The 23,176-nt window shown below is 61.6% G+C and carries 23 protein-coding genes; 18 read left to right on the forward strand and 5 right to left on the reverse strand.

Going from position 1 to position 23,176, the window contains the following annotated elements; genetic code table 11:
• Positions 1-114: 114 nt before the first annotated feature.
• From G7Y82_RS17475 to G7Y82_RS17515, 9 genes are all read left to right on the forward strand, one after another.
• The gene (locus G7Y82_RS17475) at positions 115-336 is read left to right on the forward strand and encodes a hypothetical protein (RefSeq protein WP_168149437.1); all 222 of its coding nucleotides are present in this window, start codon (positions 115-117) and stop codon (positions 334-336) included.
• 146 nt (positions 337-482) lie between these two features.
• Positions 483-857 (forward strand): hypothetical protein, encoded by a 375-nt coding sequence (locus tag G7Y82_RS17480; RefSeq protein WP_168149438.1) that lies wholly within the window; start codon positions 483-485, stop codon positions 855-857.
• 84 nt (positions 858-941) lie between these two features.
• Positions 942-1,250: a hypothetical protein gene (locus tag G7Y82_RS17485; RefSeq protein ID WP_168149439.1), complete on the forward strand. Its 309-nt coding sequence runs from the start codon at positions 942-944 to the stop codon at positions 1,248-1,250.
• Between the two features lie 83 nt (positions 1,251-1,333).
• Positions 1,334-1,621, forward strand: coding sequence for a hypothetical protein (locus G7Y82_RS17490; protein WP_168149440.1), 288 nt, complete (start codon positions 1,334-1,336; stop codon positions 1,619-1,621).
• 76 nt (positions 1,622-1,697) lie between these two features.
• On the forward strand, positions 1,698-2,084 hold the full coding sequence (locus G7Y82_RS17495) for a hypothetical protein (protein ID WP_168149441.1): 387 nt from the start codon (positions 1,698-1,700) through the stop codon (positions 2,082-2,084).
• A 231-nt stretch (positions 2,085-2,315) separates the two neighbouring features.
• Positions 2,316-2,828, forward strand: a complete 513-nt coding sequence (locus G7Y82_RS17500; RefSeq protein ID WP_168149442.1) for a DUF2199 domain-containing protein — start codon at positions 2,316-2,318, stop codon at positions 2,826-2,828.
• A gap of 67 nt (positions 2,829-2,895) precedes the next feature.
• Positions 2,896-3,252 (forward strand): low molecular weight protein tyrosine phosphatase family protein, encoded by a 357-nt coding sequence (locus G7Y82_RS17505; protein WP_168149443.1) that lies wholly within the window; start codon positions 2,896-2,898, stop codon positions 3,250-3,252.
• Positions 3,253-3,810: 558 nt separating this feature from the next.
• Positions 3,811-4,152, forward strand: coding sequence for a cupin domain-containing protein (locus G7Y82_RS17510; RefSeq protein ID WP_168149444.1), 342 nt, complete (start codon positions 3,811-3,813; stop codon positions 4,150-4,152).
• A 132-nt stretch (positions 4,153-4,284) separates the two neighbouring features.
• Positions 4,285-4,734, forward strand: a complete 450-nt coding sequence (locus tag G7Y82_RS17515) for a RidA family protein (protein WP_168149445.1) — start codon at positions 4,285-4,287, stop codon at positions 4,732-4,734.
• Positions 4,735-4,807: 73 nt separating this feature from the next.
• Here G7Y82_RS17515 and G7Y82_RS17520 read toward each other — a convergent pair whose 3' ends face one another.
• Together G7Y82_RS17520 and G7Y82_RS17525 are read right to left on the reverse strand one after the other, a co-directional pair.
• Positions 4,808-6,010 (reverse strand): c-type cytochrome, encoded by a 1,203-nt coding sequence (locus G7Y82_RS17520; protein ID WP_168149446.1) that lies wholly within the window; start codon positions 6,008-6,010, stop codon positions 4,808-4,810.
• 7 nt (positions 6,011-6,017) lie between these two features.
• Positions 6,018-7,745 carry a PQQ-dependent dehydrogenase, methanol/ethanol family gene (locus tag G7Y82_RS17525; RefSeq protein WP_168149447.1) on the reverse strand — a complete coding sequence of 576 codons (1,728 nt, stop codon included), beginning with the start codon at positions 7,743-7,745 and terminating at the stop codon, positions 6,018-6,020.
• Positions 7,746-8,369: 624 nt separating this feature from the next.
• Here G7Y82_RS17525 and G7Y82_RS17530 point away from each other — a divergent pair.
• Complete coding sequence (locus G7Y82_RS17530) at positions 8,370-9,605, forward strand: porin (RefSeq protein ID WP_168149448.1); 1,236 nt, start codon at positions 8,370-8,372, stop codon at positions 9,603-9,605.
• A gap of 88 nt (positions 9,606-9,693) precedes the next feature.
• Here G7Y82_RS17530 and G7Y82_RS17535 read toward each other — a convergent pair whose 3' ends face one another.
• Positions 9,694-10,026, reverse strand: a complete 333-nt coding sequence (locus G7Y82_RS17535) for a cupin domain-containing protein (protein WP_168149449.1) — start codon at positions 10,024-10,026, stop codon at positions 9,694-9,696.
• A gap of 37 nt (positions 10,027-10,063) precedes the next feature.
• Positions 10,064-10,882 (reverse strand): IclR family transcriptional regulator, encoded by an 819-nt coding sequence (locus tag G7Y82_RS17540; protein WP_168149450.1) that lies wholly within the window; start codon positions 10,880-10,882, stop codon positions 10,064-10,066.
• Positions 10,883-11,061: 179 nt separating this feature from the next.
• Here G7Y82_RS17540 and G7Y82_RS17545 point away from each other — a divergent pair, with 179 nt between their 5' ends.
• The 8 genes from G7Y82_RS17545 (at position 11,062) to G7Y82_RS17580 (ending at position 21,421) form a co-directional block, all read left to right on the forward strand.
• A complete protein-coding gene (locus G7Y82_RS17545; RefSeq protein WP_240954394.1) occupies positions 11,062-13,161 on the forward strand; it encodes a hydantoinase/oxoprolinase family protein in 2,100 nt (699 codons plus the stop codon).
• Positions 13,162-13,178: 17 nt separating this feature from the next.
• On the forward strand, positions 13,179-14,738 hold the full coding sequence (locus G7Y82_RS17550) for a hydantoinase B/oxoprolinase family protein (protein ID WP_168149452.1): 1,560 nt from the start codon (positions 13,179-13,181) through the stop codon (positions 14,736-14,738).
• A gap of 73 nt (positions 14,739-14,811) precedes the next feature.
• Complete coding sequence (locus tag G7Y82_RS17555) at positions 14,812-15,612, forward strand: HpcH/HpaI aldolase family protein (RefSeq protein WP_168149453.1); 801 nt, start codon at positions 14,812-14,814, stop codon at positions 15,610-15,612.
• 61 nt (positions 15,613-15,673) lie between these two features.
• On the forward strand, positions 15,674-16,939 hold the full coding sequence (locus tag G7Y82_RS17560; protein ID WP_168149454.1) for an MFS transporter: 1,266 nt from the start codon (positions 15,674-15,676) through the stop codon (positions 16,937-16,939).
• A 116-nt stretch (positions 16,940-17,055) separates the two neighbouring features.
• Positions 17,056-18,783 (forward strand): DcaP family trimeric outer membrane transporter, encoded by a 1,728-nt coding sequence (locus G7Y82_RS17565; protein ID WP_168149455.1) that lies wholly within the window; start codon positions 17,056-17,058, stop codon positions 18,781-18,783.
• 22 nt (positions 18,784-18,805) lie between these two features.
• The gene (locus tag G7Y82_RS17570; RefSeq protein ID WP_168149456.1) at positions 18,806-19,996 is read left to right on the forward strand and encodes a thiolase domain-containing protein; all 1,191 of its coding nucleotides are present in this window, start codon (positions 18,806-18,808) and stop codon (positions 19,994-19,996) included.
• Positions 19,997-20,030: 34 nt separating this feature from the next.
• Positions 20,031-20,756: a CoA transferase subunit A gene (locus G7Y82_RS17575; RefSeq protein ID WP_168149457.1), complete on the forward strand. Its 726-nt coding sequence runs from the start codon at positions 20,031-20,033 to the stop codon at positions 20,754-20,756.
• Positions 20,756-21,421, forward strand: a complete 666-nt coding sequence (locus G7Y82_RS17580; protein WP_168149458.1) for a CoA transferase subunit B — start codon at positions 20,756-20,758, stop codon at positions 21,419-21,421. The genes G7Y82_RS17575 and G7Y82_RS17580 overlap by 1 nt, the downstream gene beginning before the upstream one ends.
• A gap of 158 nt (positions 21,422-21,579) precedes the next feature.
• Here G7Y82_RS17580 and dbpA read toward each other — a convergent pair whose 3' ends face one another.
• The gene (gene dbpA / locus G7Y82_RS17585; protein ID WP_168149459.1) at positions 21,580-22,977 is read right to left on the reverse strand and encodes an ATP-dependent RNA helicase DbpA; all 1,398 of its coding nucleotides are present in this window, start codon (positions 22,975-22,977) and stop codon (positions 21,580-21,582) included.
• Between the last annotated feature and the right edge of the window lie 199 nt (positions 22,978-23,176).

A 23,176-nucleotide genomic window follows, 5' to 3' on the forward strand; every position in this document is an offset into this window, starting at 1 on the left:
CCATACAAGTGCCGTCCAACAAGGCATTCAAGCCGACGGCCCCGCCTCCGGCGGGTCCGCAGCTTAATTTGGGCGTTGGGCCACACAGCATTCGGGAACACAAAGGACTTAGTCATGTTCACTGCTAAGCGTCCTGTCGTGATCACAGCGCTCAAGTCAAAAGCGCACGTACTTCGGCGGGTTGCGTCCGAGCACAACCTGTCATACGAAGAAAGATCAGTGCCTGGGGAAAATGATCTGGTCAAGTTCTTCTTTGAGGAGCTAGATGCGGAAAAAACCAAGGCTTTTGTATTTGATGTACCTCGTGAGGTATATGCGTTTAGAGGAGTGATGTGAGCAAATTCAAGGCGGGTTTGAACGGCCGGACAGATAGGTAACAAAAAAGTCCGGAGACATGGGTAACAGTCACCGGTGGCGTAACAAGCTGCCGTTGGCCTCTTCGATTCGCATATGGCACTCATACAAGCGGCCGAGTTTCAGCGTTGGACGTCATGAAATCGGGTTCTCTCGAGTCTTTTGCTCGCAGCGTCGTAGATAACGTCGTTTCGGCAATCGCGCTTCAAGACCTTTGCGCCGTTCACTCGGTTGGCATGTTGGCGCTCCTTGACCAACTGGCAGGCCACATTGCTCGCGGCTACAGCACGGATGTCTGGTCATTTGCGGACGCGGATGCAGCAATGAATCATCTCTGGGCTTTTCTATGTTCGCAAAAGGACTTCGAGATTCCGTCGTATTTCTATAGCGTTTACGAAGCATTTGATGCTGGTGAGTACTGCCATTCAGGAGGCGCCCAAGATGTCTCTCCAGAGGAGCGTTATACAAAGCCGCTCATTGAAGCGATATTGGGCAGTTCGTGACAATGCCGCCCAACAAGTGTTTCCAGCGGGGGCGCCTCCGCCGCGGCAGCACCGCCCCTGAAGCAAGGCGTTGTGGATCAAAAGATGAGCGCGTTCTCTAGGGTTGGTGGCATTGTTTTCTGGGGAGCCATTGCGTGGCTTCTCGTCGCTGGCCTTTTGGTGCTGCAGTTTTGGCCGTACCATCCAAATTCTCGTACTGCCTGGGCGCTCTTTATCGCGTTTGGTCCGCCGCTTTACGTCCTTGCAGAGGGCGCATCAGAGTATTTCTGGCGTTCAAAGGCGGGGCGTTCTTTGGCAGTGCCATCGCGCACCATGCAGCGCGTATTTATGGTTGCCAGCGTCGTCATCGGTGGCGTATTTGCTTGGGGGCTTTGGTGGCTCAGTTCACACTAGCATTTCCGCACAATAAGGCGCTCCAATGCGACGGCCCTGCCGTCAGCAGAGCCGCGCCTAAGCTAAAGCATTGGACCTAAAAGATGAAAACCGTCGAGTGCGGCACGCACGGCACCCAGCAAGAGAGCTTCGTCTGCCAACATATTGTTCATGGGCTTCAGGTGAGGCGGCGGGTCGGTTTCTTCTGGACTACATTCGATCCGGAAAACCCAAGGCCAGACGCTTGGTGCTCAGAGTGCGAGCGTCGCGTGAAATTGACAGGCGGTGAGTGGGTCGGCGAGGCTGGCGAGCAGTTGAAGGTAAAAATTCTGTGCGGTGCTTGCTACGACGCAGCCAAGATATTTCATCTTGGAGGTAATCCGTGGTCTTAATAGCGCAATGGTCCAACACGGGGCTCAACGCAGTGGCCCGTAAACGGGCCTCGTGTTAGCGCTGGCGTCGGGAGCCATGAGAGTTCAGGTCACATTTGAAACCGAGTTTTTCAAGCCCGAGCCCGGAGAAGATGAAAAGACCAATCCGGGCCGGTTTGGTCATGCACTTGCGGTCTGGCTTCGACAACAACTCAGTGCGCGCGGAATTTCGGCGGAAGAGGTGATTGCAGAGGACTTCGGTTGGGTCGTCATGGTTTCACGCAAACCCCTCCTGCTATGGCTCGGGTGCGGTAATGCCGACGGCTCAACCACCGAGTGGAGCATCTTTCCAGTAGCAGAGGTTCCACTCATCAAGCGGCTCTTTGGAAAATCCAATACGGCTGTAGAGGTTCAAAAACTATGGGAGCACGTGAAGGCAGTGGTTCCTTCCATTCCTGGCATCAGGAATGTCACATGGGAGTAATGCCGCCCAACCAGGCGCTCCAGGCGGCCGCCGTCAAGAATGAGAGATAAGCCCATGCAGGTCGGCGCTAGCCCCGCCGTTCGAGTGCGTTTTGAAGAAATGTGTTTAGATTCAGTATTTTGATCTGCGCCGGAAGTCGCCGCGCCGCTTTCCAGTCGTGGCGCGGGCATTAGTCTCTCATCGCGACAGGCGGGATGAATCCCGCCCTATAGATCTGTTTTGGAGCCGAACTTGAATTCCTCTTTCAGGTGCCCGACTTGCGGTGGGACGCATGATGGCGCACCGACAGACCACGGCTGGAAGCTTCCGGATGTCGTATGGAATATTCCGGAAGAGAAGCGATCGAGCCGCGCCCGGTTCAACACGGATCTCTGCCAACTGGGCGATCGCTTTTTCATCCGGTGCATACTGAAGCTTCCCTTCAATGTACGGTCCGGGTACTACGGATGGGGTGTCTGGGTTGAGCTATCCAGGGATGATTTCTACCGTTACGTCGAGCGGTACGATCAAGACGGAAGTCACGATCCGATGGTGGCCGGGTCTATCGCCAATAAGATTCCGGGCTACTCAGAATCACTTGGTCTACCCGTCATGGTGCAGTTCCAAAACAGTACGAGCCGCCCGACCGTTCATGTGCCGAAAACTACGGGCCACGCGCTCGCGGATGAGCAAGCGTTGGGGATCGACGACCAGCGTTATCACGCGATATTGGAGTCGATCCGTGTGACTGGAAGCAGTTCCTGATTCAGGTGAGCCAAGCTTGCCCGTGCCAATGAACCTTGGGGTTACGGAATAAGGGACACCTCGCCCCTTGAAAAACGTCCTGTTCATTTGCGGAAAGAACCGTCTGCGCAGCCCGACGGCGGAGGCTTTGTTCGCACACTGGCCCGGCATCGCGGTTGCGTCGGCCGGCGTCAATCATGATGCCGACTGTCGGGTCGATGCCGAGCTTCTGCAGTGGGCCGATATCATCATCGCTATGGAGCGGCGGCATCGCAGCAAGCTGCAGGTCCGGTTTCGCGCGGTGCTGAATGGAAAGCCGATCATTTGCCTCGGCATTCCGGACGATTACGAGTACATGGCGCCGGCGTTGGTGGCCATACTGGAAGCCAAGGTGCCGAGGTATTTGCCGGCTGCCGGGCCAGCGTCGGGGGCTTCGCGGTCATAAAGCTTGTTTCCGAAAATCAGATTGTCGAGAGCTTTCCGAGATGGGGCGTTACTGCCGTTGGTCGCGACTGGCGGGATGAATCCCGCCCTACAAGTCTGATGCGCGCTGTGGGGTTTAGGAGATGACATCTTTGCGCGTGCTTGCCGTGATCGTTGCTGCTTTGTTTGTCAGTGCATGTGCTGATCGAAGGACGGTGGCGACAGTTGAAAAGCCGTCGATTCCGCAGTCGGAAGCCGAGTGCGATGCACGGGGCGGTAACTGGACGACGCTGGGGATCGCATATCCTGGCAAGCCAAAGGTCTGCGATCTCAAAACCACTGATGCTGGAAATGTTTGCTCGGACTCCAGTGAATGCCAGGGTTCATGCAGAGCCCCTGAGCATGTAGCGGTTGGGCTTGAAGCGAGCGGCACTTGTTCGGCATACGCTTCGAATTTCGGCAACATCTTGGTTGTTGAGCATGGCAGCGTTCGGTCGCTCACCGTCGAGTAAGCCCCCCGGGGGCGGCCTCGTGGGCGTTGTATACGACCGATTGCGATATCTCTGAGTTGGAGTATTCGATGAAAGCCAGTCTGCAGGAGCTGTTGTCGCGGATTCCCGGCGCACCGTCGCTACAGTGGCCGGAAGGCGAGCGGTATGCGCTGGCGTTTTCGCACGGCACGATGTCCTTGGGTTTCTATGCGCCGCGCGGGCGCGATCCGCAGACGCCGCACAAGCGCGACGAGATTTACATCGTGCACAGCGGCAGTGGCACGCTGACGATTGCCGATGAGCGGCATGCCTGCGCGGCTGGCGATGCGTTTTTTGTCGCGTCCGGGGTCGAGCATCGTTTCGAGGATTTCAGCGACGATTTCTCGGCTTGGGTGGTGTTCTGGGGACCGGCGGGTGGCGAGACGCGTTGAACGCGATATTCTTCGCATCTGGCGGGATGAATCGCGTGCCTCACGGCGCCGATGGGTGGCGGGGTCCGCCTTGTGACGCGGCGCGGGCAGGGACTACAGTGCGTGAGCCCCCACCCCGACGGAGCGTTCTCGATGTTCAAGCCTGTATTTGCTGTGCTGTCTTTGTTGCTGGGCGCGGTCGCCATGTCGGCGCAGGCGGCAGCGGCGACGCCGCAGTTTTATGGCAACGGTTCTGCGGCCCGTCCGTTTTCGGCGGCGGTTCGCATCGGGCACATGGTCTACACCTCCGGTGTGATCGGCGTCGACAAGGACGGCAAGCTGCCGAGTGATTTCACGCAGCAGGCGACCAATGCCATGGACGCGCTCGCTGCCGAGCTGAAGCTGGCGGACGCGTCGATGGACGATGTATACAAATGTCATGTGGCGCTGGCCGATATGAAGGACTGGCCGGCGTTCAACAAGGTCTACGTGAAGTATTTCAAGCTCGATCATCTGCCGGTGCGGATGGCGGCCGGCGCCAACGGGCTGGCGCTGGGCGCGGCGGTCGAGGTGCAGTGCGAGGCGTACACGCATCACAAGTAAGCTCGTTTGCAGCGCTGTATGCGTCACAAAAAAGGCGACCTCGCGGTCGCCTTTTTGTTTGCTACGCAACACTTCAGCTCGACGGTTCGGCGTGATAGATCAACGGCACCTTGGAGTTCATGGCGTCGTCGAAGCTCAGTGCCTTGCTGCCGGACGGGTAGCCGTTTTCCTGAAGGATGTACGCCATGATGTTGACGTAGTCATCCTTGGGCAGCGTGCCCGGCGCTGGTGCCGGCATGTTCTCCGCGACAATCTTGAAGATATCGCCGACGTGGAAGTTGGCGTCCGGGTTGGCGAAGGTCGGACCCTTCAGCGGCGGGCCGGCGCGGCCTTCCAGTTCGGGACCGTGGCAGATCGCGCAGTTGGTGCGAAACGCCATCTTGCCGGTCGCCGCCTGTTGCGGGCTGAACAGGACGGGGACACTCTTTTCCGCTTTACCGGACACTTTGATGAGATGCCCGGCCGGCGTGTCGCGACGCAGGACAACTTTATGCGGCTGGGCCATCGGCGCGGCGCCGGCGAGCTCGCCGTACGGCATCAGCAGCTTCTGAAGATGGCCGTTGCCGCGCAGCGCGGTGATGCCTTGCTCGAACTGCTGCGCGGTCGATTGTGAGGCGTCGCTGTATAGCGCCACCAGGTTCCATTGCGCGTGCGGCTCGGACAGCGGCGAGACCTGCAGCTTGTTGCCGCTGGTCTTGTCCAGATGGCCGGCGACGTATGGCATCCACAACATTGCCGCGGCGACGTCGCCGTGGGTGATGGCCTTGAGCGTTTCGGCGTCGGACGTGAAGACCTGTGCGGTCAGGCGCGGATGATCGGAGAAATACAGGTTCGGCGTCGTCATGTAGGTGACGGCGACTTCGCTGCCCTTGGGCAGCTGATCCAGGGTGGTCGCGGCGTGCTTGGGCGTGACCAGCACGAAGCCGGTATGCGCGTACGCGGTGGTGGCGCGCGTGCCCTGCGGCGCGACGCCGCTCTGCGCGTCGAGCGGGAAGCCCATGACGAGATCGCAGCGGCTGGCGAGCAGCTTGGGGAAGGTCGACAGCGCCAGGCCTTCGTCGTCGTCGCCGCTGCCGTCGAACGGCACGATGGTCGCGGTCAGGCCTTGCTGTTTGGCGACGGCGTGGGCGATCGAGGTGTCCATCGCATGGGCCGGATTGCTCTGGTCGATGCAGGCGCGCAGTTCCGCCGCCTCCGCGCTGCGGTGCGTGAGCACCGCAGCGAGAAGGACCGCCGGAATCAGGCGCAGGGTGATGCGTTTGATTGGCGTGTTCATGGCGAGATTACTGAAGCGAGAAGACGTAGAGGTGGCCACCGACCGGAATGTCCATCACTTCCGGCACCATATCGCCGCCCCAGATCGGAATGCCGCCGCCCCAGCCGGCCCACACGGCGACGTACTGCTTGCCGTTGACGCGGTAGGTGGTCGGCACGCCGATGATGCCGGACGACAGCTTGTCGCTCTTCCACAGCACCTTGCCGGTCTTGGCGTCGAAGGCCATGAAGTAGCCGTCGGCCGAGCCGGAGAACACCAGGCCGCCGGCCGTGGCCAGCGTACCGTCGCTCCACGGCAGCGCGCTTTCGTAGTTCCAGACCTGCTTGCCGGTGTTGAGGTCGATGGCCTGCACCGCGCCCCAGTTCTTGTTGTCCGGGTCATGAACGACCTTGAACGACTCGCCGAGGAACGGCAGACCGGCCTTGTAGTTGACGGTACCGCCCTTCATCGTCATGCACGAGTGCAGCGTCGGCACATAGGCCATGTGCGTTTCCGGGCTGACCGAGATCGGCCACCAGTTCTTGCCGCCGAGGAAGCTCGGGCAGGTGAAGATCTCCTTGTCGACCGTCGGACGCTTGTCGTCGTCGGTGACCGGCTCGCCGTTCTCGAAGTGAGAGACGGACGTGGCGTGCGCGAACTTCTCGGCATAGATCAGCTTGCCGTTGGTGCGGTCGATCGCATAGAACCAGCCGTTGCGGCTGGCCGAGACGATGGCCTTGTACGGCTTGCCGTCATGGGTGATGTCGACCATCACTGTTTCATTGGTGCCGTCGTAATCCCAGGTGTCGTTCGGCGTGTACTGGTAGTGCCACTTGACCTTGCCGCTGTCCGGATTCATGGCGATCACCGAATCCGTGTACAGGTTCTTGCCCGGACGCAGCGTCGCCAGCCACGGGCCCGGGTTGCCGACGCCCCAGAACAGCGTGTCGGTTTCGGCGTCGTAGGTGCCGGTCAGCCAAGCGGCGCCGCCGCCGGTCTTATACGCGCCTTTCGGCCAGGTATCGCCGCCCGGTTCGTTCGGCGCCGGGATGGTATGCGTCTTCCACGCCATCTTGCCGGTCTTGGCATCGAGCGCTTCGATGAAGCCGCGCGCGCCGTATTCGCCGCCGGACACGCCGACCACGACCTTGCCCTTGACGATCAGCGGTGCCAGCGTCATCGCATAGCCGACGTCCGGAGCCTGCAGTTTCTCCTGCCACTTGACCTTGCCGGTCTTGGCGTCGAGGGCGACGACGTAGTTGTCGAGCGTTGCCATGTAGACGTCGTCACCGTACAGCGCGACGCCGCGATTGACGACGTCGCAGCAGATCGTCTTGAGGCCGACCTTGGACAGGTCGTGCACGTACTTCCACAACACCTTGCCGCTGGTCGCGTCGAGCGCGATCAGCTGGTTCTTCGGCGTGGTGATGAACATCATGTTGCCGTTGACGATCGGCGCTGCTTCGTGACCGGTCTTCAGGCCGCTCTCATAGTCGAACGCGACCTTGAGCTTGGTGACGTTGCCGGTGTTGATGTCCTTGAACGGGGCGTAGCCGCTGCTGGTGTAGTCGCGGCGATACATCAGCCAGCCATTGTCGCTGGCGGCATTGGCGAGTCGGGCATCGGTGACGGGCGGATACGCATCGGACGCCGCGGCGCCGATGCCGGGGGCCAGTACCGACGCGATCGCGGCGCCGCACAGCAACAGCCGTCGTAGCGGCTGTCGGCCAGCGGCACGAGTCGTGGTCACTCTCATCGTGTTCTCCTCATTTTCGTTGTGCCCGGACGGGCAGTTCGGGTGTCATGCGTGCGTCCGTCACGGGCAGGCCGGCGGGGCACGGGGCCGCTCAAAAGCAACTTCGATGCCAGCCGCGGCGGCGCGCGCAGATGCCGGTAAATGCAGGGTTTTGTGCGCTTGACCCGAGCGCTGGACGGGCCGTCGCGACGGCGTTGCTGCACAGCCTGTCCTGAGCGTGTAGCAAACTGTCACCCCCTGGCGACGACACACCGTCGCGCCGCCCATATCGCGCCGCCGGTCGCTCGCCCGGATGCGCCGGTCGGCTGATGTTGCGCCGGCGCGGCCCGTGTGACAGCGGGCGTGCGGACGCTGACACAGGGTTGTCCCGTTGCCGGTCGTGACACCGCGGCTCAGCCGCATTCCCCGCGACGTGCCTGCAACGAAAAGATTTTGAAAAACATCACGTAGCGCGTGGCGGGCGCGATTGGCATATCGCTTGCTCCCGGCCGCCGCGCTGCCGCGGGCGTGTTCGACCAAGGGACCGCTGGGGACCGGTCGGCGCGTATAGGAAGACCGCGGGGCGCTGACGCCGTCCGAACCAAACGGACGGCGATGATCATTCGAAAAGAGGAGAGCGCTTCAATGAAACATGCGAATCCACGTCTGCTCGTGGGGCTGGCGGCTGCGTCACTGTTTGCAACGGGTAGTGCGCAGGCGCTGGACCTGGAGGCAGGGGACTGGACGTTTACGGCCAACGGCAACGTCAACGTCCATTACATCCACTCGACCTGCGAGAACCATCCGGAAGCGATCACCACGGTCGGCGGCGCCTGCACGGTTGATGCCGGCGGCGAAAAGAACACCTCGTCGGTCAGCAACGGCCTGTTGCCGGCGGCGCTGGTGTTTGGCGCCAAGACCCAGCAGAAGGGCTACGACATCGGCGTGACCTTCGGCCTGTATCCGGGCATCAGCACCAATGACGGCGGCAGCCCGAACGTGCAGCAGGACGGCACGGCGCTGGCGAACACCGCGCTCGGCACCACCGGACTCGATGTGCGCCAGGTGTTCATGACCATCGGCAACGCCGACATCGGCACGTTCACGCTGGGTCGCAACTTCGGCCTGTTCGGCTTCGACGCGATCATCAACGACATGACCTTGCCCGGCGTCGGCGTCGGCGGCAGCGCGTCGACCGGTGCGCCGTCCAACACTACGCTCGGCTCGATCGGCTTCGGCTACATCTACACCGACACGCTGGCACAGATGAACTACACGACGCCGGACTTCAGCGGTTTCACCGCCACGGTCGGTATTTTCAACCCGGTGCAACCGCTACTGCAGGGCACGGCCACCGCCGAAGGCGCGCCAGGCTTTCACGGCAAGCTGGTCTACAAGAACGGCGGCTATTACCTGTCGTCGAGCGTCATCACGCAGACCCAGCACCTGCCGAGCGGCGAGGACTACCGCGCGTTCGGCGTCGACGTCACCGGCAAGGCAGCGCTCGGTCCGGTCAACCTGCTGGCGAGCTACTACCACGGCAGTGGCATGGGCACGACCGGTTTGTTCGTGCTCGGCGACGACGGCAGCGGCAACAAGCGCGACTCCGACGGCTATCTGCTGCAGGCGACCTACCAGCTCAACGACACCAAGTTCGGCGTCAACTACGGCGTCAGCGAACTCGATTACGCCAACGCCGCTGATCGCGCGGCGGTGCCGAGCCTGCTGAAGAAGAACAGCAAGGTCACGGCCGGCGTCTACCACTCGCTGACGCCGAACCTGACGCTGCTCGCCGAGTTCAGCGACGTGAAGACCGAAGCGCACAACGGTGCCGACAATCACAGCAACAACTTCAACGTGGGTGCGTATCTGTCGTTCTAGCTCGTAGTGCCTCTGCCAGGGAGAGGGCCGAATCCAGATTCGGCCCTCTTTTGCGTTGAGTGCCAATCGCGCCGTAATGCTGATGGCTTCAGGCGTACTCGCTGCGGCGCGGGGTGAACACGTCGAGATTGAGTACGGGTTCATCGCCAACGACTTCGCCCCAGTGCTCGACGTTCGATGGAATGCGAAGAACGCTGCCAGGCCCGAGCAATTTTTCTTCCCCACCGACGACGAAGCGAATGCGGCCTGCAAGGATGTACGCGATCTGCTCGTGCGGGTGTGAGTGGGGACGGGGCTCGTGGCCCGGCATCAGGCGGTTGAGTGCGACGGTTGCGCCATCACCGGAAAAGGCCTTGCGCTCGACACCGTCGCGAACGGGCGTCCAGGGAATGGTCTCCCAGTCCACGCTTTCAAGATTCATTGTTACTGGCTCCTAGGGTTGGGGGGTGGTGGCGGCGTTATCGCCGCCATCCACAAGCACTCGAGACTGCACGCGCGCATTGCACGACCGCATCAATCTGCTCGGGCAGCGGTGGTGAAGGAATGAACTGCAGCGATCCGACGATCGCGACCGAGGCGATGAGTTCGCCGCGGTGGTCGAAGACGGGCGCCGCCAGTGCGTTGACCCCATCAACCATTTCATTCGGCGCCATCGCCCAGCCACGTGCGCGGATCAATTCGATTTCGCGTCGTATGGTTGGCACCGAGGTGCGAACTTCGCCGGACCACGATTTCAGCGGGCCTGCCAGCACCTTGTCCGTCAATTCGTGAGGCCCAAAGGCGAGCCAGACGCGTCCGTGCGCGCTGGCGTGAAAGTCGAAGCGCGTCCCGCGCGGGGTGCCGAACTCAATGATGGAGCGCCCTTCCACTCTTTCCATCACGATCAGTTCTTCGCCGACGAGCGTGCAGATCGTCGCGGACTGCGATGTCTTGTCTCGTAACTGGATGAGATGCGGCTTGCTGGTCGCGATCACGTCGAATTGCTGCTGGACCGCTTCGCCCAGGGTCATGAGCTTGACGCCGGCTGCGTAGTAGCCGGTGCGTGCGTCCTGCCACGCGAATCCATGGCGAATCAGCGTGGTGAGATGCCGATAAATCGTCGGCTTCGTCGCCCCCAGTGCTTTGGCTATTTCCCCAAGGCTCATCGGCGCGTGGCGCAACGCCAGCAACTCTACGGCGCGAAGCGCGAGATCCAAGGTACTGGTCCCCGATTCACGCGGGCGCTGGGCCGATGCTTCTGCTTTTTCCATTTCGATATTTAAAACGATCTTTTGCATATGACAGCGGGATGGCGAGTGTCTTGTCAAATGGGTTATCGAGCAGGTCAAGAGTTTCGAAGAGAAAGCGCTTGACGAGGCGCTCCGAGGCTGCGTATATTTTTTAAAAGACGAAACGATGTTTCGTTATATGAAACGACTGAATCCGCGCCACGCCAGATCCCGTGCCGGCCGTGGCCATGTCCAAAGGAGAGAGAGTTTTGGCTTACTCGTTAGCCGTCGATATCGGCGGAACATTCACCGACATCGTTTTGCGCCATTCCGATGGTCACTTGTCGGTCGACAAGACACTGACCACGCATCACGACCTGCTCGAAGGATTCTTTCGTGGCGTTCACGCCGTTCTTGCCAAGGCCGGCATCTCGAGCGCCGACGTGACCGGTGTGGTGGTGCATGCGACAACGATCGTCACCAATGCTTTGATCGAGCGTAAGGGTCTTCCGACGGCCCTGGTCACGACCGAAGGCTTTCGTGATGTCCTGACCATTCGCAACGAGCATCGTTACGACATGTACGATCCTCAGATCGAATATCCAGAGCCGCTCGTGGCGGAGCCGCTGACGTTCGGGCTGCGCGAACGCATCCTCGCCGACGGTACGGTTTCACAGGAGATCGATGCCGGGGAGGTTGCGGCGCTGGCAGACAAGCTGCGCCAAGGCGGCGCCAAGGCGGTTGCGGTATGTCTGCTCAACAGCTACTCAAATCCGGCGCACGAAGCATTTGTCGCAGCCGAGCTGACGCGCCTGCTCGACGACACGTTCATCTGTACGTCGTCCGACATCGCCCCGCAAATTCGCGAATATCACCGGGCGTCGACGACGGCCGTAAATGCCTACGCGATGCCGATCTCCCAGCCCTATCTGCGCCGGCTGGCCGATCGTCTGCGAGACGAGAATTTCGCCAATAGCCCGCTGATCATGCTGTCCTCCGGCGGCATCGTCGGTGCGGAAACAGCCGGTCGCAATCCGGTACGCATGATCGAGAGCGGGCCGGCGGCGGGCGCGCTGGCCGCTTGTTATTACGCCACCCTGCTCGGTATCGACCGGCTGATGTCGTTCGATATGGGCGGCACGACGGCCAAGGCCTGCCTGATCGAGGATCGCACCCCGCTGGTCACCGGATTGTTCGAGGTTGATCGCCGCTATCGATTCAAGGACGGCAGCGGTATTCCCGTGACCGTGCCGTCCATCGATCTCATCGAGATCGGCGCGGGCGGCGGCTCGATTGCCCACGTCGATGAACTCGGCCTGCTGAAGGTGGGGCCGGAGAGCGCCGGGTCCCAGCCGGGGCCGGCCTGCTACGGCCGCGGTGGCGAGTCACCGACGGTGACCGATGCCAATCTGATGCTGGGTCTGATCGATGCGAACAACTTCCTCGGCGGCGACATGTCGCTCGACAAGTCCGCGACCGAAGCTGCGATGGGGCGTCTGGCTGCAGCGATCGATGTGGACGCCGTACATGCTGCGCGCGGGATTTATCGGGTCGTGACGGAAGCGATGGCAGGCGCTGCGCGGACCCACGCCACCGATCGTGGCGTCGATTACCGCGGCATGCCGTTGTTCGCATTTGGTGGTGCCGGAGCGCTGCATGCCTGCGCGGTGGCCGAGCTTCTGGAAAGCACGGAAGTCATCGTGCCGCCGCAATCGAGCGTGCTGTCGGCGTTCGGCACGTTGGTGACGCCGGCCCGACTTGATCTCGTGCGCAGCGGCTTGGTTCGCGTCGACCAGATCGATTGGGACGCCGCAACCGAAGTGCTCGACAAGCTTGCAGAAGAGGGCGTCGCCGCCCTTGCGGAAGCAGGCTGCTCCGCGAAGGACGTCGTGACGCTGATCGGCGCCGACATGCGCTATGCGGGGCAACAGCATGAGGTGACCGTGACCTTCGAGGAAGATCCTCGCAAGGCACGTGATCCGGAAGCGCTGGTCCAGGCCTTCGAGACGGCCTATCGCGGCCTGTACGGGGTCAATCCCACCGATGTGCAGGTCGAAATCGTCACGTGGCGCGTCACCGCTCGTGGACCGCTGATCGAAGCACGTCTCGCGGCCGATCTTCGCCAGCAGCCGGGCAAGCCCAAGGCCAAGCGCCCCGTTCTGGCCTGGGACGACGATGGCGTCGCCGAGGTGTGGGAACGCTCCCAGATTGCGGTGGGCCAGGAGCTTGCAGGCCCTGTCGTGATCGAAGAACGCGAAACCACGACTGCCGTGCCGCCAGGTTGGACGGCAACCATTAATTCGATCGGCTGCATCGTGGCGCGCAAAAACCGCGCTGCCCAGGCCTGAAGAGAGGACACCCCATCATGATCGACAGCATCGAACTCGAAATTCTCTGGTCCAATCTCATCGGTATCGTGACCGAGCGCGCCAAGGCACTCCAGCGTATTGCCTTCAGCCCTGTTGTACGCGAGGCCGGAGACCTTGCCTATGCACTGTTCGACCAGCGTGGCCGCATGGTGGCGCAGGCCAACACCGGCACGCCGGGCCACATCAATTCGCTCGCCATCGCGGGTCGGCATCTGATCGGCATGTTCGAAGGAAAGTGTGAGCCGGGCGATGTGCTCATCACCAATGATCCCTGGCTCTCCGCTGGGCATTTCTTCGACATCACGATCCTGACGCCGATCTTCCGCGGCGAGCGCTTGATCGCTTACGTCGGATCGACCATTCATCACACCGACATCGGCGGCTATGGAATCGGAGCGGGCGCCAGGGACGTGCACGAAGAAGGCCTGTGGATCCCGCCGCTGAAGTTCTACGAGCGTGGTCAACCCAACCGGACCTTGCACACCATCATCCAGCGCAACGTCCGCACGCCCGACGCGGTTTTCGGCGACTTCTCCGCGCAGGTCTCCAGCGGTCAGGCGGCCGCCAGCCACCTGGTGGCATTGTGCGAACGTTACGGTCACGATGATATTGAAGCGATGTCCGACGCGATCATCGAGCGTTCGGAAGAAGCGATGCGCAATGTGATCCGCGCCCTGCCGGCTGGAACTTTTCATGGCGAAAGCAGCTTCGATGTGCCGGGCGATAAAGTCATCACGCTCAAAAGTGCGGTCACCATCGATAACCAAAGCGGCACGATTATCGTCGACTTCACGGGCAGCTCGGAGCAGACCGACACGGGCATCAATGTCGTGCTGAATTACACGCACGCCTATTCGACCTTTGCGATCCGGTCGTCGCTCAATCCGGAGCTGCCCAACAACACCGGAAGTCTGGCGCCGATTCAAGTCCGTGCCCCGGAAGGTTCGATCCTCAATTGCTCGTATCCGTCTCCCGTGAACGCGCGTCATGTGGTGGGGATGTACGTGCCGATGCCGATCCTCAAGGCGCTGCATCAGGTCATCCCGGACAAGGTTCTGGCTGAAGGTTCGGGCGCCGTCTGGACGATGCAGGTGCAGGGCGTGCAAGCGACCGGCGAAGCGTTCACCTCGGCGATGTTCAATTACTCCGGCGGCATGGGCGCGCGCGCGGCCAAGCGCGGACTCGATGCCACTTGCTACCCGACCGGCGTCGCTGCCGTGCCGGTGGAAATTCTCGAGGCGGCAATGCCCATTGTGTTTGAACGCAAGGAACTGCGTCGCGGATCGGGCGGCGCCGGTCATACCCAGGGAGGCGACGGCCAGATCATCAAGTTTCGGATGAACACCAAGGCGCCTTGGTGGCTGAACGCCGTTCCGAGTCGCCTGAAGGAAGGGCCTGAAGGCGTTGGCGGTGGCGAGCCGGGCGCGCATGGGCGCTTTCTGGTCAACGACGATCCGGTGAGTTCCGTCCGCAAGCTGAAAATGGAGCCGGGTGACGTGGTGGTCCTCGAGACGCCAGGAGGCGGTGGCTACGGCGCAGCAGACGCAACGAAATAAGCGCGCTTAGCGCGAGGCCGGGCGCAGCACGAGATGCCCGGCCTCGCGACATAAAAATGGAGGATGCGCGCCCATGGCGTCTCTCGTCGCAGAAGGACCAGTTTCTGTAATGCTTGAGCGAAAAGTGCGCTCGGGCGTGCCGGTGATCGGCACTTTCGTCAAGACCCTATCGGGGCAAACGGTGGAAGTGCTCGGGCAATCGGGCATGGACTTCGTCGTCCTTGACGCTGAGCACGCACCGTTCGGCATCGAGTCGGTGGACCGGGCTCTGTGCGCCTCGCGCGCTGCGAGTCTCGATACCTTGGTTCGCGTTCCGAACCACGACCCTGCGTTCATCAATAGCTGTCTGGATTCGGGTGCGTGCGGCATCGTCGCGCCACACATACGATCCGCCGACGCGGCCCAGAGCATCGTCGATGCCGTGCGCTACGACAGGGGCAAGCGTGGCTTCTCTCCCTCTGGCCGCGCCGGTCGTTATGGCGCCTTCGATGCGAGTGCGTATCGCCAGGCGGCGGATGCGACAAACATGGTGTGGTGCCAGATCGAGGATCACGACGCCATGGATCGATTGGATGAGATCGCCGCCGTGGATGGGGTCGACTGCCTCTTCATCGGGCCCGCCGATCTCAGCCTGTCGTTGGGCCTGGACGGACAGGACGATCCCCGTCTACAGGATGCGATCAAGAAGATCGCCGCGGCAGGCCGTCACCATCACAAGGCGGTCGCTCTGTTTGTACCCAGCGTGGAACGTGTGGGTCCCATGCTCGATCTCGATATAACGGTATTTGTCTGCGGGTCGGATCAGAGCCTGATGCTGGGGCGCGCCCGTAGCGTGGCCGCCGAGATGGCTGCACTGTCAAAAGGTCGCTCTTAGTCAAGAAGTACGCAGATCAAAAAGATCCGCATAACGCGGAAAAACAGGAGGAGTAACGCTGATGTTCAACTGGTTCCGAAGCCTGAACCCGTCAGAGGCGAGGGCTTTTTACGCTTGTTTCGGTGGGTGGGCGGTCGACGCGCTCGATACTCAAATATTTAGCTTTCTCATTCCGGTCCTGATCGCAACGTGGCACATGTCGCAAGGCGAGGCCGGACTGCTCGGCACCGCAGCGCTGATCTCGTCCGCCATCGGCGGTTGGGGCGCGGGAATGTTGTGTGACCGGCTGGGCCGCGTCTTCATCATGAAGCTGGCGGTTGCCTGGTTTGTCTTCTTCACGATCTTGTGCGGCTTTGCCAACTCGTACGAACAGCTTTTCGTCGCGCGAGTGCTGTCCGGCATCGGCTTCGGCGGAGAGTGGGCGGCTGGCGCGGTATTGATCGGCGAAACCATTCGCCCGGAGTTTCGCGGCAAGGCGGTGGGGACGGTCCAGAGCGCTTATTCCGTCGGCTATGCCGTCGCGGCGGTCATGTCTGCCGTGCTGTTTTCCAATTTGCCCGACCATCTCGCCTGGCGATCGATGTTCTGGCTGGGGGTCGTGCCAGCGCTGTTCGTGTTCTTGCTGTTGCGTAACGTCAAGGACTCGGAAGTCTATCTGTCGGCGCGTCGGCAGCGCGCAGCCAAAGGCACCGCGCATGTCAATCCGTTGATGATTTTTCATCGCAGCATTGTCAAGACCACCATCTTCACGTCGATCTTGGCGCTGGGCGTTCAAGCCGGCGGTTTCGCTCTTACGTTGTGGCTCCCGACATTCCTGAAGACCGTTCGCGGATTTACCGTGGCGGAGGTCGGTTATCACATGGTGAGTTTCACCGTCGGCTCGTTCTTTGGTTTTCTGATCGGTGCGTATCTATCAGACGCACTCGGTCGGCGCCTGAACTTCCTGCTTTTCGCGATCGGCAATGGAATCATGATTCCCGCCTTTCTCTATCTTCCAAGTGGGCAAGCCGTACTGTTTCTGCTCGATGCGCTTCTGGGCTTCTTCTGCTTTGGTATCTACAGTGCACTCGGGCCCTATTTCACCGAGCTGTTTCCGAGCGCAATACGCGCGACAGGTCAGGGGTTCTCATACAACTTCGGCCGTGGTGTCGGGGCCTTCTTTCCCGCTGTCGTCGGCCTGCTGAGTTCGGCGGGTGGTCTCCTGTCTTTGCGCGATGCCTTGGCGATCGCGGGTTGCGGCGCCTACTTTTTTGTCCTGCTCGCTATTGCGTTTCTCCCGGAGACGCGTGGACGAGACCTCAGCGAAATTCCGGACCTCGCGCCTTAAGCGAGGTCCGCCGAATCTGATTGCTTCCATGTCGTGGGACTAACGCCGCCGGCGCGCAATGGCGCCGGCGTTCGGCACCCGTCGGAAGAATTCCAAATAGAACGAAGGAGGAGAGTATGAAAAAGGCACGAAAGGTTTTCGCAAAATCATTGATCGCGATCAGCGTGGCCGCTCTGAGTCCGGCCATTGCACATGCCGACGATACCCAGGATGTTCGAGCACAGCTGCAAGCTTTAAGCACAGTGGTCAAAAATATGCAGTTGCAGCAGCAAGCAATGCAGCAACACGAGCAGGATCTGGAGAAGCGGTTGGCTGCGAGTGAATCGGCTCGTGCTGCGTTGGCCGCGCAGGTGGCGCAACAGGCGAAAGCCCCCGCAGCGGGCGCGGCTGGCGGCGGCGCACTCGCCGCTCAAGGCGCGGCACCATTGCCAGCACAGGCGCAAGTGCCGGTTGCAACAAATTCGGGCGAACCGGTTGCGGCGCATTCCACCGCTCAGCAATCCATGGCGGCCGCCGATATGCAACATGCACCGCCCGGCACACTCGGCGTCAACCCGGTTTTGGCAGACAGTGCGTTGCCGGCGGGGAAGGGGGCCAGCATCCTCATTCCCGGGACCAATACGCGCTTTACCTTCGGCGGGATGATCAAGGTCGACGCCTACGACGATATTTCAGGCGCCAACCTCAATACCGTGCCGACCGATGCGGTTTCGATCCCGATCGACGGTACGTCGCAAGCGGATCGCAAGGGGCAGTTCATGATGACGGCGCGCCAGACGCGCTTCAATGTTGGCAGCGAAACGCCAACGGACTGGGGTGCGCTTCGCTCGTTTATCGATATTGATTTCTATGGCACGGGCGGCACTGGACTGATCACCAACCCGGTGAGCCCGAGACTTCGACATGCTTATCTGTCGTTGGGCGGGCTGACGATCGGGCAGACGTGGTCGGTCTTCTTCGATTTGGCGGCGGCCCCTGAAACCCTGGATATGACGGGACCGGTCGGCAATTCGTATGCGATTCGACAGCCATTGGTTCGATACCAGACGTCGATCGGCCAGCACGGGCAGATGACATTCGGCGTCGAGAACGCGGATGGTGACTTCCTCGGAGCCGACCAGACGAGCAATTTCCCGATCGGGTCGACGCTCAGTACGCGTGTTCTCAACAAGTTGCCCGATTTCACGGCGCGCTATACCTATAGCAGCGGCCCCTTGCGCCTCTCGGCCGCCGGTGTCGTGCGCTACCTCAATCTCGATACAGGCGGCGCTTCGCTGGCCTTCGAGGGTCATGACGGAACATTCAATTTCGCCGGACAGGACTCGACATGGGCTTTCGGCGGCCAGCTCGACATGAAGGTCAAGACCTGGAATAGCGACAGCTTCATGCTCGGCCTCAATGGTGGTCCCGGTATCGGCCGCTATTTGATGGCCCCGCAGGACGCCGCTTTCGCGAAGGGTGTGGCACCCAACGGAGCGACCAATTCGAATCCTGGCAATGGCGCGGTGTTGGGCCCGGACGGCAAATTGAGGCCGATCTTTTCGTGGGGTGCGGTGGCGTCGTATCGCCATATCTGGTCAACCACGCTGCGCTCCAATCTCACGCTTGGCTATCAACATGTTGGCGATCCGGATGGAACGTTGCCCGTCAATTTCCCGGAGGAGTTGACGTCGTTGCATGCCAATCTGATATGGAGCCCGCTGCCGCAGGTCGGCTTCGGTATGGAGTACGTCCGCGAGACGCTTTCTCTGCGCGGGCAGACGGATGCAAACCGCGAGCTTGGCTACGGCGACAGTGGATCGATGAATCGCATCCAGCTGACCGCGCAGTACAACCTTTTCTGAGCGCGAAAAAGGAGTCGACGCTATGACAATTCGGAAGCGCAACCCGAGCGCGGAGAGCTCTATTATCGTGGGATGCGGGCACACGCGCTTCGGTCGTTTGTCTGCCTCTCTGGAGGAGCTGATCCAGGAGGCAGTCACCGAGGCACTCGCCGATGCGGGTATGACCGGTGAGGCGGTCGATGCGGTCTGGCTGGGCCACTTCAACTCGGGAATGGTCGCCGACGGATTCTGCTCGTCGATGATTCTCGGTGCCGATTCGGCCTTGCGCTTCAAGCCCGCCATTCGATGTGAGAATGCCTGCGCTTCTGGCGCCGCGGCGCTCTATTCCGCCCTTGATGCAGTGGCGAGCGGGCGTGTCGATGTGGCGCTGGTGGTTGGCGTGGAGAAGATGACGCACCTCGACACCGCAGCGGTGACGCGGGCACTTGGCGGCGCGAGCTATCAAAGGGAAGAGGCAGGGATGTCGTTTCCCGAAATCTTTTCCCGATATGCACAAGCGTATGCCGATCGCTTCGAGGACCCAACCGAGGCGATGGCGCGTATCGCGGTCAAGAACCACAGCAATGCGCTCGCCAATCCGCTCGCGCATATGCAGAAGCCGCTACCGCTCGATTTCTGCCTGTCCGTTTCGGAGCGTAATCCGATGATCGCCGCGCCACTCAAAGTCACGGACTGCTCGTTGATTACCGACGGTGCCGCGGCGCTGGTTTTGACGCGACGTGACCGCTCTGCAGATTACCCGCGTGCGGTGGGTTTCCGGGCGGCAGAGCAAGTGAGTGATCTGTTGCCGCTATCGCGCAAGGATCTTGCAGCCTTTGAGGGGCCGCGGCACGCGTTTCAGCAGGCCTACGCCGCGGCAGGGATCACGGTCAATGATCTCGACTTCGCCGAGGTCCATGACTGCTTCACAATTGCCGAGTTGATGACGCTCGAGGCGATGGGCCTGGCGAAGCCGGGGGAGGCGCCGGCGATCGTGCGTGAAGGGCAGATCGAGCGTGGCGGACGATTGCCGATCAATCTCTCTGGTGGTCTCAAAGCGAAGGGGCATCCGGTCGGCGCAACCGGCGTTTCGATGCATGTGCTCGCGGCGCGTCAGCTGACGGGGCGTGCGGGAAAGATGCAGCTCGACGGTGCCGAACTGGGCCTTTGCTTCAACATGGGCGGCGGTGCCGTCACGAACTGCGTGTCGGTACTCGAGCCGCTCAAGGCGTAAGCGATTGCCGCACGGTAAAGAGAGGAAAGCGAATATGAAACCCGTTCTGAAAACCGCGGCGGAGGCCTTGCATGGCCTTCTGTCTGAAGGCATGACGATTTGCGTTGGAGGCTTTGGACTGTGCGGTATTCCGGAGCGACTGATCGACGCCATCGAGGCCTCCGGTGTGCGCAATCTGACGGTCGTTTCCAACAACGCGGGAGTCGATGGCATCGGCTTGGGAAGATTACTGCGATCAAGGCAAATCAAGAAAATGATTGCCTCCTATGTGGGCGAGAACAAGGAATTCGCCAGGCAGTATCTGGACGGCGAGCTTGAGGTGGAGTTCTGTCCGCAAGGCACGCTGGCGGAACGCTGCAGGGCCGGCGGCGCGGGCATTCCTGGGTTCTACACGAAAACGGGTGTTGGCACTCAGGTGGCAGAGGGCAAGGAAGTTCGCGAATTCGACGGCGAGCTCTATCTCCTCGAGCGCAGCATTTTCGCCGACCTTTCGCTGGTCAAGGCATGGCGCGTCGACGAAGCCGGCAATACGGTCTTCCGCAAGACCGCGCGCAACTTCAATCAGCCGATGGCGACGGCCTCGCACATGACGGTGGTCGAGGCAGAGGAGATCGTGCCGATCGGGACGATTGACCCCGATGCCGTGCACTTGCCGGGGGTCTTCGTCAAACGCATCGTCCAAGGCGCAGCATCCGAGCATGTCGAGTTCCGGACGGTTCGCCCGCGTCCTGCTGTCGTAGCGGCCGAGGAGACACTCTGATGGCATGGACCCGTGAAGAAATGGCGCGTCGCGCGGCACGCGAGTTGCGCGACGGCTACTACGTGAACCTGGGTATTGGCATCCCGACACTGGTTGCCAACAATGTGCCGCAAGGTATCAAGGTCACCTTGCAGTCCGAAAACGGGATGCTCGGCATCGGGCCATTTCCCTATGAAGGGGAGGAGGATCCGGACCTCATCAATGCAGGCAAGCAGACCATTACCGAGCTGCCCCATTCTTGTTACTTCTCGTCATCAGACAGCTTCGGCATGATCCGTGGTGGCCACATTGATCTGACGGTGCTGGGTGCAATGGAGGTCAGTGAGCGAGGCGACATCGCCAACTGGATGATTCCCGGCAAGATGATCAAGGGAATGGGCGGGGCCATGGACCTCGTCGCAGGCGTGCGGCGCGTCATTGTCCTGATGGAACACGTTGCCAAGGATGGTGGCGCCAAGTTTGTCCCGTCCTGTGCGTTGCCGCTGACCGGTGCGAATGTCGTCGACATGCTGATCACGGACCTGGGAGTGTTCGATCGCGCCAGCCATGGGGCGCCATTTCGTTTACAGGAAATGGCGCCGGGAGTGACACTGGCGGAGATACGGGAGAAGACTGCCGCAAGCTTCGAGCTCGGAGCGGCTCTGTTGGAAGCGTCCGACGCTTAAAGCGATCACGTGGCGTTCGGCGCTCGCCGGTGCGCGGGATCGTAAACGCAGCAACCACTTCAAGTGGGCGCGTGGCTGCCGCTTTGATTGCGGCGCTGGTTGCAGATCGCGAAGGCAGGGTCATGCCCGGCCTTTCGCTTTGGTGGTGTGGGCGCGCGTCAGCCGATTTCGCGAACGCGGTATTTGCGGCCCTTGATCTTCACCTCGCGCAGACGCTGCAGCACGCGCGCGGCGTGCTTGCGGTCGATGGCGAAGTAGGTGCGGGTGTCGAAGCTGCTGATCTTGCCGACCGCTTCCTTGACCAAACCGATGTCGCCGGTCAGTGCACCGAGCAGATCGCCGGGGCGCAGTTTGTCGCGGCGGCCGGCGTCGACGCACAGCGTCACCACCTCCGGCTGCAAAGGACGGTCGGGGCTCAGCGTGCCCGGCAGCGACTCGATCGTCGCTTCGATATTGAGCCGTGCTTCGATCGCGCGGACACGCTCGGCTTCGTCAGCGGTGTACAGATTCAGCGCCAGGCCCGTCTTGCCGGCGCGGCCCGTGCGGCCGATGCGATGCACATGCTGGTCGGGGTCTTCCGGCAGTTCGTAGCTGAGCACGGCGGCCAAGTCTTTGATGTCGAGTCCGCGTGCGGCGACGTCGGTGGCGACCAGCACCCGGCAGCTACCGTTGGCGAAGCGCACCAGGACTTCATCGCGTTCACGCTGGTCGATATGGCCGTGCAGGCCCAGTACGGCGTAGCCGCGCTGTGCCAGTTCGGCTTCCAGATCCTTGGCGTCGTTGCGCGTGAAACAGAACACCAGCGCCGAGGCTGGTCGATAGGTGCTGAGCAGATGGGCGAGTGCGTCGCTGCGCCGCCGGGGGCTGACTTCGAAGAACAGTTGGCGAATCTGCCGGCCGTCGGACTCGACCTTGATCTCTACCGGCTTGCGCTGCAGCTGGCGGCTGAGGCCGCGCACGGCGTCGGCGAAAGTGGCCGAGAAGAACAGCGTCTGCCGCTCGCGCGGCGCGTGCTCGACGATGGACCGGCATTCGGCGGCAAAGTCGGCGCCGAGCATGCGGTCGGCTTCATCGAGCACCAGCACTTTCAGCGCGTCGAGTTTGAGCGCGCCGCTGTCCAGGTGTTCAAGCACGCGGCCGGCCATGCCGACGACGATGTGCGGTTCGTGTTCCAGCGACGCGAGCTGCGGCCGCTTGACGATGCCGCCGCTGAGCACGGTCAGCTTGATGTTGGGGATGAAACGCGCCAGCGCGCGAATCTCGCGGGCGACCTGATCGGCCAGCTCGCGCGTTGGACACAGCACCAGCGCTTGCGTGCGCGCCTGCGCCGGATCGATGCGCGACAGCAGGCCCAGCGCGTAGGCCGCGGTCTTGCCGCTGCCGGTCGGCGCTTCGCCGATCACGTCGCGTCCGTCGAGCATCGGCGGCAGGCTCTGCGCCTGGATCGGCGTCATGCGCGTATAGCCGAGCACCTCCAGGGCGCGTTGCAGCGCGGCATTCAACGGCAGGGCCGTGAACGTCTGATCGGGCGTCGGATTCTGGGTGTCGGTCTGCACGCGGGCTTCCTGCGGGTGGTGTTGCGATGTTGCCTTCCGCGCGATGGCACGGCGGCGAACGGCCCAGAAGCGAAAGCACCGCGACCGGATCGCGATTGTAGTCGCCACGTCTACTTTGCGTGCAGGAAGCCCGCCGTGTCCGGCGGCGGCGGGGCGTCACCCGACGCCCATGCGGGTGTCGGGTGACGGGCATGTGGGA

Origin of the sequence: Solimonas marina, from assembly GCF_012241385.1 — a bacterium.
Taxonomy (GTDB): Bacteria; Pseudomonadota; Gammaproteobacteria; order Nevskiales; family Nevskiaceae; genus Solimonas; species Solimonas marina.